This window comes from Allobosea sp., assembly GCF_030694325.1.
In the GTDB taxonomy this organism is placed as follows: domain Bacteria; phylum Pseudomonadota; class Alphaproteobacteria; order Rhizobiales; family Beijerinckiaceae; genus Allobosea.
The window spans coordinates 22,468-30,750 of the sequence record NZ_JAUXYO010000083.1; the positions used below are offsets into that span (position 1 = coordinate 22,468).

Genomic DNA, 8,283 nt, shown 5'->3' on the forward strand with positions numbered 1-8,283 from the left:
GCCTCTTTTCGTTGCGCCCGTCTGGCTGCATGCGCGCCGTTCGTTCTTTGCGTAACCCGTCGCCGGCAAAGCTCTCTAAGGTCGCGGTCCCTGCCGCTGCGATCCTGCCGTGCCGAACGCTCCCCAGACCGAACCCTCTCCGCTGGCGGTTCCCGCTGCCCTGCCGCCGCGCCGCGACGCACCGCTGCGCGGCATCGCCTTCGTGCTGCTGGCCAGCATCTTCCTGACCTCGGCGGACATGGTCTCCAAGCTGCTGACGCAGCAGATCTCGCCGCTGCAGGTGAGTTGGCTGCGTTACTGCACCTTCACCCTGATCATGCTCGGCATCGTCTGGCGCAGCGGAGGCGTCGCCCGCCTGTCGACGCAGCGTCCGGTGCTGCAGGTCCTGCGCGGGATCGGCCTCCTGGCGTCGTCCGTGCTCTTCGTGATGGCGTTGCGCTACATGCCGCTGGCGGATGCGACCGCGACCGGCTTCGTCGCGCCGCTCTTCGTCACGGCGCTGTCGATCCCGATCCTGCGCGAGACGATCGGCTGGCGGCGCTGGACCGCGACGCTGGTCGGCTTCGCCGGCGTGCTGATTGTGGTCCGGCCGGGCGGCGCGGGCTTCCAGGTCGCCTCGCTCCTGGCCGTGGCCTCGGCCCTGTCCTGGGCCTTCGCGATGATCATGACCCGGATGATGAGCCGCACCGAGAGCCCGCTGACGACGCTGGCCTATTCGGCGCTAGTCGGCCTGTGCCTGCTCGGCCTGGCCGTGCCCTTCGTCTGGACCCCGGTGACGCCGGTGATCGTCGCCATGGGCGTCTTCATCGGCGTGTCCTCGACGATGGGCCACTGGCTGATCGTGCTGGCCTACCGCCATGGCGACGCCTCGCTGCTGGCGCCCTTCTCCTATATCCAGCTGCTCTGGGCCTCGCTGTTCGGGCTCTTCATCTTCAGTGTTTGGCCCGACCTCTGGACGCTGGTCGGCGCGGTCATCATCGCGGCCTCGGGCCTCTACACGGCGCATCGCGAGCGCATCAAGGCGCGCGAGGCCGGCTAAACCGGTTCAGCCGACCGGACGGGCGTAACGCGCCAGGAACATCGCCACCGCCGCGTCGACGACATGGGTGATCTCCGCGTCCGTCGGTGGCCGGCGCTCGGCGTTGAAGAGCCGCGGGCGCAGCAGCGTCGACTGGCAGAGGTCGATGAACTGTCCGGCGGCCAGCGTCGTGTCCTCGATCGCGACGTCGCCGGCGGAGATCCGATCGTTCAGGAACGCGGCCAGACGCTGTCCTCCGAGGAGCGGCCCGCGCTCGAAGAAGGCACGGCCGAGATCCGGCATCCGTTCGGCCACGCCGAGCACGATGCGGTGGGCGCTGAGCGAAAAGGGGTCGGTCAGGAGCCTGACGAGATTGACGCCGAAGCCCGCCAGCGCCTGGCTGAGGTCGGGATGCTCGGCAAGGGCGTCATCCATGTGCTGGCGGTGCTTTTCCCGCTCGCGCTCGATCAGCGCGACGAAGAGATGTTCCTTGTCCTCGAAATAGACGTAGAGCGTACCCTTCGAGACGCCGGCCGCGGCCGCGATCTCGTTCATGCTGGCCGCGTCGAAGCCCTGAGCGTGGAAGATCGCCTGCGCGCCGTCGAGAATCTGCCGACGCTTTTCCGGATCCGCGCCCGCGACCCGGCGATTACGGGCTTTCGTCCCGGGCCGTCCTTCGGCCGCTTGGCTCATCGTTCCATCCCCCAGGCGCAGGGCGCATCTGCAAAAACATCGAACCGAACGGTTCGATTCGACCTTGATATGCCGCGTGTCGCGGGCTAGTTCAATAGCGATCGAACCAATCGGTTCGAATTGTTGATCTCAGGATGATCCGATGGCTGCCGAAATCATGCCTGAGCCGCGCGGCGAGGTCCGGCGCGACCGTCTCAAGCTCGTCGAACCCATTGAAGCCGCGCCAAAGGTCGCTGAGGCCAGACGGACGGGCGAGACGGAGGCGGAGGCGCCTGCGACGTCGCAACCGCCCTCCCGAGGTCGCATGGCCCGCCGCGCCGGCATCGGGATGATCGGCATGGTCGCGATCGGCGCCGGGCTCTGGTTCGGGGCCGACTGGTGGTTCAACGGCCGCTTCATCGTTTCGACCGACGACGCTTATGTCGGCGCCGAGATGGCGACGATTTCAGCCAAGCTCTCGGCCAATGTCGTCGGCGTCAGCGTCAGGCAGAATCAGGAGGTCACGGCCGGGCAGCCGCTCGTGGCGCTCGACGATGGCGATTGGCGGATCGCGCTCGACAGCGACCGTGCCAAGACCGCTACCGGCATGGCGACGCTCGCCCGCATCGACAGCCAGATCGAGGCCGGCCAGGCGAGCCTGCAGCAAGCCCAGGCGCAGGAGGTCTCCGCGCAGGCCGGCGTCACCCGCACGATCGCCGATTTCGAGCGCGCCAACAGCCTCGCCGCCAAATCCTATGGCTCTCAGGCGACGCTGGATGCGGCGACCGCCGCTCGCGACCAGGCGAAAGCCTCGCTCGGCAGTGCCGTGGCGGGCGTCACCGCCGCGCAAGCCAATATCGATGTGCTGAAGGCCCAGCGGGTCGAGGCGGCGCGGCAGGTCGAGGAGCTGAAGATCGCCGAGCGCAAGGCGGAGCGCGACCTGAGCTTCACCCGCGTGGCAGCGCCGATCTCCGGGCTCGTCGCCAACACCAATGTCCAGCTCGGCGATCTCGTCAGCGCCGGCAAGCGGCTGATGTCGATCGTGCCGCTCGACCAGGTCTATGTCGATGCGAACTTCAAGGAGACGCAGGTCGGCCCGCTGAAGATCGGCGACAAGGCTTCGATCACCGTCGATGCGTTGCCGGGCCAGGTCTTCGAGGGGCGCGTCAGCGGCATCAGCGGCGGCACGGGTTCCGTCTTCACCCTGCTGCCGCCGGATAACGCGACGGGCAATTTCACCAAGATCGTCCAGCGCGTGCCGGTGCGCATCGCGCTCGCGCCCGAGGCGGCCGCGCGCCATGTGCTGCGGCCCGGCATGTCGGTGGTGGTGAAGATCGATCCGCGGCTTGCGGGGCAGCGCTGACCATCTGGATGTTTTCTCAGCCCTCATCCTGAGGAGCCGCCGGAGGCGGCGTCTCGAAGGATGGTCCAGGAGGCTCTGGCGAAGGCTGGAGCATCCTTCGAGACGGCCCTTGCGGGCCTCCTCAGGATGAGGGCTCGTAAGGGGAGGCCGCCATGGCCACCGCGACCCTGACCAGCCCGGCAGGCAGCCCGCCGGGCGACGACGCCATTCCGCTGCGCCGGATCTTCGCCTTCGTGGCGATGGTCTTCGGCATGTTCATGGCGATCCTCGACATCCAGATCGTCTCGGCCTCGCTGGCCGAGATCCAGGCGGGGCTCTCGGCCTCGTCGGACGAGATCGCCTGGGTGCAGACGGCCTATCTGATCGCGGAAGTGATCATGATCCCGCTGTCGGGCTATCTCAGCCGGGCGCTGTCGACGCGGGTCTTCTTCACCATTGCCGCGGCCGGTTTCACCATCGCCAGCGTGCTCTGCGCGATGTCGTCCTCGATCAGCGAGATGATCCTGTGGCGTGCGGTGCAGGGCTTCATCGGCGGCGGCATGATCCCCGGCGTGTTCGCTGCCGCCTTCACGATCTTCCCGGCCTCCAAGCGCCCGATCGTGTCGCCGCTGATCGGCCTCGTGGCGACGCTCGCGCCGACGATCGGCCCGACCGTCGGCGGCTATCTCAGCAGCGCCTTCTCCTGGCACTGGCTGTTCCTGGTCAATGTGGTGCCCGGCATCTGCGTCACCATCGCGGCCTGGACGCTCATCGACTTCGACAAGCCGCAGAAGGGGCTGCTGAAGCGCTTCGACTGGCTCGGCCTGCTCGGCATGGCGGGCTTCCTCGGCAGCCTCGAATATGTGCTGGAGGAGGGCACGCGGCTGGACTGGTTCGAGAGCCACGAGATCGTCTTCTTCAGCGTCGTCATGGTGTTCGGCGCGGCCTTGTTCTTCTGGCGGGCTCTGACGCGGGACGACCCGCTGGTCGATCTCTATGCCTTCACCAACCGCAACTTCGCCTTCGGCTCGCTGTTCTCCTTCTGCATGGGCATCGGTCTTTACGGGCTGACCTATCTTTACCCGGTCTATCTCGGGCGCATCCGCGGCTATGACGCGCTGCAGATCGGCGAGACGATGTTCGTCACGGGTCTGTGCATGTTCCTGACGGCTCCGATCGCCGGCAAGCTCTCGGCCAAGATCGACCCGCGCGTGCAGATGATGATCGGCTTTGCAGGTTTCGCGCTCGGCACCTGGATCGCCAGCGGAATCACCGCGGACTGGGATTTCCACGAGTTGCTGGCGCCACAGATCCTGCGCGGCGTCTCGCTGATGCTGTGCATGGTGCCGATCAACAATCTCGCGCTCGGCACCTTGCCGCCCGCGCAGCTGAAGAACGCGTCCGGCCTCTACAACCTCACTCGCAATCTCGGCGGCGCGGTCGGGCTCGCCTTGATCAACACGCTGCTCAACACCCGCACCGATCTCCATATTGCGCGGCTGCACGAGCATGTCGCGGCGGGCCGGCAGGTGGCGGAGGAGGCGATTGCGCAGACCATGCAGCGCTTCCTCGACTATGGCGATGCGGCCGAGCAGATGGCGCTCGCGCTGATCAACCAGAGAGCCCACAAGCAGGCGCTGATCCTCGCCTTCGGCGACGTCTTTCTCGGGCTGACCTGCATCTTTGCGGCCCTCGTCGCGCTGGCGCTGTTTATGCGCAAGCCCCCGGCAGTGGCCCCGGGTGCGGGCGGCGGCCACTGAGGTTCAAGCGGCTGTCAGGACGTGACCCGGCAGCCCCGCGATGACGGGATGCCGCAGCGCACGCGATTGACAAGCGGGCCTGACTTCGACAAATATGAGAGCAATATCAGTAGTTTAGATGTTTTCTAAACTACGCGCCGCAGAGCCGGCGATGTGGAAGGCGTCTCCAATGAGTTTTTCGTCCCCGAAGGAACAGACCCCGCAGCGGGCCATGGTCGACCAGATTCCCTGGCCGCAGAAGAGCCCCGCCTCCTGCCCCATCAGCGCCGTGAAGGCGCGGCTGCGGACGGCCGGCCTGCGGCCGACGCGCCAGCGCATGGCGTTGGGCTGGCTGCTCTTCGCCAAGGGCGACCGCCATGTCAGCGCCGAGATGCTCTATGAGGAGGCGCTGCGCGCCCGCGAGCCGCTCTCGCTCGCGACCGTCTACAACACGCTGCGTCAGTTCTCAGAGGCCGGGCTGCTGCGCCAGGTCTCGGTCTCCGGCCCGAAGACCTTCTTCGACACCAATGTCTCCGAGCATCACCACTTCTACAACGAGGACGACGAGACGGTCGTCGACATCCCCGGCTCGACGATCCAGGTCGCCGGCCTGCCGGAGGCGCCCGAGGGTATGGTGATTTCCTCGGTGGAGGTCATCGTGCGCCTGCGCCGCGCCGACGGGCAGGAGATCGAGACCCGGACCACCGAGCATCGCAGCCTCGAGAGCCGCCTGGCGGCAGGTGGTCACTGATGATCGTCTGCTCCTGCAACGTCCTGTCCTGCGGGCAGATCAAGGGCACCATCGCCCCTGACGGCACGGGCCCGCGGACGGCGGGAGAGGCCTATGACTGCCTGGGCTGCAGCCCCGATTGCGGGCGCTGCGCCCGTGAGGTCCGCGCCATCCTCGCCGAGGCGCGCGCGGCCTGCATGACGCAGTGCGGCTCCTGCGCGGCGCGCGATATCGAATGCTCGGTCCACATCGCCGTCGGGCAGATGATGGATGGCATCGCGGCCGAGAACGAGCTCGCCGCCTGAGCGGCACGGCCGTCACGAGGCGCGCTTTTCCCCTTTCCTTCTTCGATGCGCTGCCCTACATTAGGATCATTCTAATGTAACTGCGGAGCGTCGGCGCCATGAAGGGTGACAAGAAGGTCATCGAATACCTCAACAAGGGGCTTCGCTCCGAGCTGACGGCGATCAACCAGTACTGGCTGCACTATCGGATCCTCGACAACTGGGGTCTGAAGGAGATGGCCAAGACCTGGAAGAAGGAATCGATCGAGGAGATGGTCCATGCCGACCGCTTCGTCGACCGCATCCTCTTCCTCGAGGGCTTCCCGAACATGCAGACGCTCGATCCGTTGCGGATCGGCGAGAATGTCAAGGAAGTGATCGAGGCCGATCTGAAGGCCGAGATCGAGGCCCGCGCGCTTTACCAGGAAGCCGCGAGCTATTGCCGCGAGGTCGCCGACTACCCGTCCGAGGACCTGTTCAAGGCCCTGATGAAGGACGAGGAAGGCCATATCGACTTCCTCGAGACGCAGCTCGACCTCATCGGCCGTATCGGCATCGAGCTCTACACCCAGAAGCACATGGGCGGCCTCGACGAAGGCCACTGAGCTTCGGCGGGTCATAATCCGATCAGCGAAGCCGGTTCCGCGGTGCGGGGCCGGCTTTGTAGTATCAACGTGGCGCGTTGTTGCCTGATGCGGCTAGGCTTCCAGCCTTCCGGTGTAACCACGCCGTCATCCCGGACCAGCGGCGAAGCCGCGCCGATCCGGGATCCATCCTAGAGCGCCGGCGCCCTCCGATGGATCCCGGGGCAAGCCCGGGATGACGGTGTGTTTCCGGAACATTTTGTTTAAGCCGGGAGGCAAGGACGTTGGATAGGACCGCCACTGTGATCTCGGTGAGCGCGGATACGGGCCACCGCTTCAGCAAGCCGGTGCAGAGCGCGATCCGGCTGCTGGCCGGGCTCGGCGTCGGGGGCGACGCGCATTGCGGGGAAACGGTGAAGCACCGCTCGCGCGTCGCGGTCGATCCGACGCAGCCCAATCTCCGGCAGGTCCATCTCGTCCATGCCGAATTGCTCGACGAGCTGAACGCCGCCGGCTTCGACGTCGCGCCGGGCCAGATGGGCGAGAACCTGCTGACGCGCGGGCTCGACCTGCTGGGCCTGCCGGTCGGCACCAAGCTACGGTTGGGGGCGGAGGCGCTGGTCGAGATCACCGGCCTGCGCAACCCCTGCGCCCAGATCGAGACGTTCCGGCCGGGGCTGCTCGCCGCCGTGCTCGGGCGCGACGCGGACGGCCGAATCATCCGCAAGGCCGGGATCATGGGCATCGTGCTGGAGAGCGGGGCGGTCGCGCCGGGGGATGCCATCGCCGTCACGCTGCCGGCGCTGCCGCACCGGGCGCTGGAGCGGGTGTGAGGGCCGGCGCGGTGTTTCCGAGCTCAACCGAGATAGTCGTCAAAACAGAAAAACCCGCCGGCGCGAGCCGGCGGGACTGATCGTCTGTCGGGGCGACGGCGTCAGATGTAGCTGACGTTGGCCGCTTCCGGGCCCTTCTTGCCGGCGCGGATCGAGAAGCGCACGCGCTGCCCGTCCATCGGCGGCTGCAGGCCGCTGCGGCTCAGCGAGGAGACATGCAGGAACACGTCGGCGCCGCCCTGGTCGGGCGCGATGAAGCCGAAGCCGCGCTCCGCGTTGAAGAACTTCACGGCGCCGTCGAAGGGGCCTTCCATCGGGCCGCTGTCGCGGTTGCCGAAGCCGCCGCGATCGCCGCGATCGGCATAGCCGCCACCGCCACCACCGTAGCCGCCACGATCCCCGCCGCCGCCATAGCCGCCGCGATCGCCACCATCGTAGCTGCCACGGTCGGCATAACCGCCGCCGCCATAGCCACCGCCGCCGCCGAAATCATCGCGCGGCGCGCGCGGCGCCCTCGGCGCCGCCGGCGCCGCCGTCGAGGCGTCGATCTCGTGGATTGCGACGACCTGCAGGCCGCGCCGGCCCTCGCCGAGATCGGCAATGATCGTGGCGCCCGGCTGCAGGTCCTGCTGATCGAGCGGGCCGATCGCAGAAATGTGAAGGAAAACGTCGCCCGAACCATCGGAGGGCGACGCAAAACCAAACCCCTTCTCGGGGTCGAACCATTTGATCTTGGCTTCGATGTTTTCGTGGGTGACGAAAGGCTGGGCAGACGGAGGCTTACGACGATCGAACATGGAGCTTCGAGGATGAGTGAGCGGGAAGGGGCAATCTAGCGCAAGTAACGCGCGCCGTCATCGGGGGGGCGGCGTAATTTATTGCGATTCGGACGCGTTCGGCGGCCCTTTGACCCATCGGCCGCGGCGGTGCTTTGCCGGCGCTAGGTGACCGACTCATAACTTCGCAGCCAGATTCGGATTGAAGCGAGTTGGACTGAGGCGAGGAAGTTGTCGTCTCGCTTGTCGTAGCGGGTGGCGACGGCCCTGAAGTGTTTGAGTTTGTTGAAGAAGCGCTCGACGGC

General features: G+C 66.9%; 9 protein-coding genes and 1 pseudogene. 7 read left to right on the top strand and 3 right to left on the bottom strand.

The genetic code is table 11. The features are described from left to right. Positions 1-109: 109 nt before the first annotated feature. Complete coding sequence (locus Q8M82_RS04865; protein ID WP_305690252.1) at positions 110-1,039, top strand: DMT family transporter; 930 nt, start codon at positions 110-112, stop codon at positions 1,037-1,039. A 6-nt stretch (positions 1,040-1,045) separates the two neighbouring features. Here the strand turns inward: Q8M82_RS04865 and Q8M82_RS04870 are convergent, their stop codons facing one another. Further along, entirely contained in the window at positions 1,046-1,711 is a 666-nt protein-coding gene (locus tag Q8M82_RS04870) for a TetR/AcrR family transcriptional regulator (RefSeq protein ID WP_305690253.1), read from the bottom strand. Between the two features lie 304 nt (positions 1,712-2,015). On the opposite strand from Q8M82_RS04870, the gene Q8M82_RS04875 reads away from it, so the two are divergent. From Q8M82_RS04875 to Q8M82_RS04900, 6 genes are all read left to right on the top strand, one after another. Further along, positions 2,016-3,053, top strand: coding sequence for an HlyD family secretion protein (locus Q8M82_RS04875; protein ID WP_305690254.1), 1,038 nt, complete (start codon positions 2,016-2,018; stop codon positions 3,051-3,053). A 152-nt stretch (positions 3,054-3,205) separates the two neighbouring features. After that, positions 3,206-4,792, top strand: coding sequence for a DHA2 family efflux MFS transporter permease subunit (locus Q8M82_RS04880; protein WP_305690255.1), 1,587 nt, complete (start codon positions 3,206-3,208; stop codon positions 4,790-4,792). Positions 4,793-5,003: 211 nt separating this feature from the next. After that, positions 5,004-5,522, top strand: coding sequence for an iron response transcriptional regulator IrrA (gene irrA / locus Q8M82_RS04885; RefSeq protein ID WP_305690261.1), 519 nt, complete (start codon positions 5,004-5,006; stop codon positions 5,520-5,522). Then, positions 5,522-5,806 carry a (2Fe-2S)-binding protein gene (locus tag Q8M82_RS04890; protein WP_305690256.1) on the top strand — a complete coding sequence of 95 codons (285 nt, stop codon included), beginning with the start codon at positions 5,522-5,524 and terminating at the stop codon, positions 5,804-5,806. The genes irrA and Q8M82_RS04890 overlap by 1 nt, the downstream gene beginning before the upstream one ends. Positions 5,807-5,904: 98 nt before the next feature. Next, on the top strand, positions 5,905-6,390 hold the full coding sequence (gene bfr / locus Q8M82_RS04895; protein ID WP_305690257.1) for a bacterioferritin: 486 nt from the start codon (positions 5,905-5,907) through the stop codon (positions 6,388-6,390). A 263-nt stretch (positions 6,391-6,653) separates the two neighbouring features. Continuing rightward, positions 6,654-7,202, top strand: a complete 549-nt coding sequence (locus Q8M82_RS04900) for an MOSC domain-containing protein (protein WP_305690258.1) — start codon at positions 6,654-6,656, stop codon at positions 7,200-7,202. Positions 7,203-7,303: 101 nt separating this feature from the next. On the opposite strand, the gene Q8M82_RS04905 is transcribed toward Q8M82_RS04900, so the two are convergent. Together Q8M82_RS04905 and Q8M82_RS04910 are read right to left on the bottom strand one after the other, a co-directional pair. Beyond that, positions 7,304-7,999, bottom strand: coding sequence for a cold-shock protein (locus tag Q8M82_RS04905; RefSeq protein WP_305690259.1), 696 nt, complete (start codon positions 7,997-7,999; stop codon positions 7,304-7,306). A gap of 143 nt (positions 8,000-8,142) precedes the next feature. After that, positions 8,143-8,283 (bottom strand): annotated as a pseudogene (locus Q8M82_RS04910) (IS5/IS1182 family transposase); the annotation flags it as partial.

What these genes read in the sequence shown, in the direction of transcription:
- Q8M82_RS04870 (WP_305690253.1), bottom strand. Translation starts at nt 1,711, where the DNA reads ATGAGCCAAGCGGCCGAAGGACGGCCCGGGACGAAAGCCCGTAATCGC.
- Q8M82_RS04875 (WP_305690254.1), top strand. Translation starts at nt 2,016, where the DNA reads ATGGCCCGCCGCGCCGGCATCGGGATGATCGGCATGGTCGCGATCGGC.
- Q8M82_RS04880 (WP_305690255.1), top strand. Translation starts at nt 3,206, where the DNA reads ATGGCCACCGCGACCCTGACCAGCCCGGCAGGCAGCCCGCCGGGCGAC.
- irrA (WP_305690261.1), top strand. Translation starts at nt 5,004, where the DNA reads ATGGTCGACCAGATTCCCTGGCCGCAGAAGAGCCCCGCCTCCTGCCCC.
- Q8M82_RS04890 (WP_305690256.1), top strand. Translation starts at nt 5,522, where the DNA reads ATGATCGTCTGCTCCTGCAACGTCCTGTCCTGCGGGCAGATCAAGGGC.
- bfr (WP_305690257.1), top strand. Translation starts at nt 5,905, where the DNA reads ATGAAGGGTGACAAGAAGGTCATCGAATACCTCAACAAGGGGCTTCGC.
- Q8M82_RS04905 (WP_305690259.1), bottom strand. Translation starts at nt 7,999, where the DNA reads ATGTTCGATCGTCGTAAGCCTCCGTCTGCCCAGCCTTTCGTCACCCAC.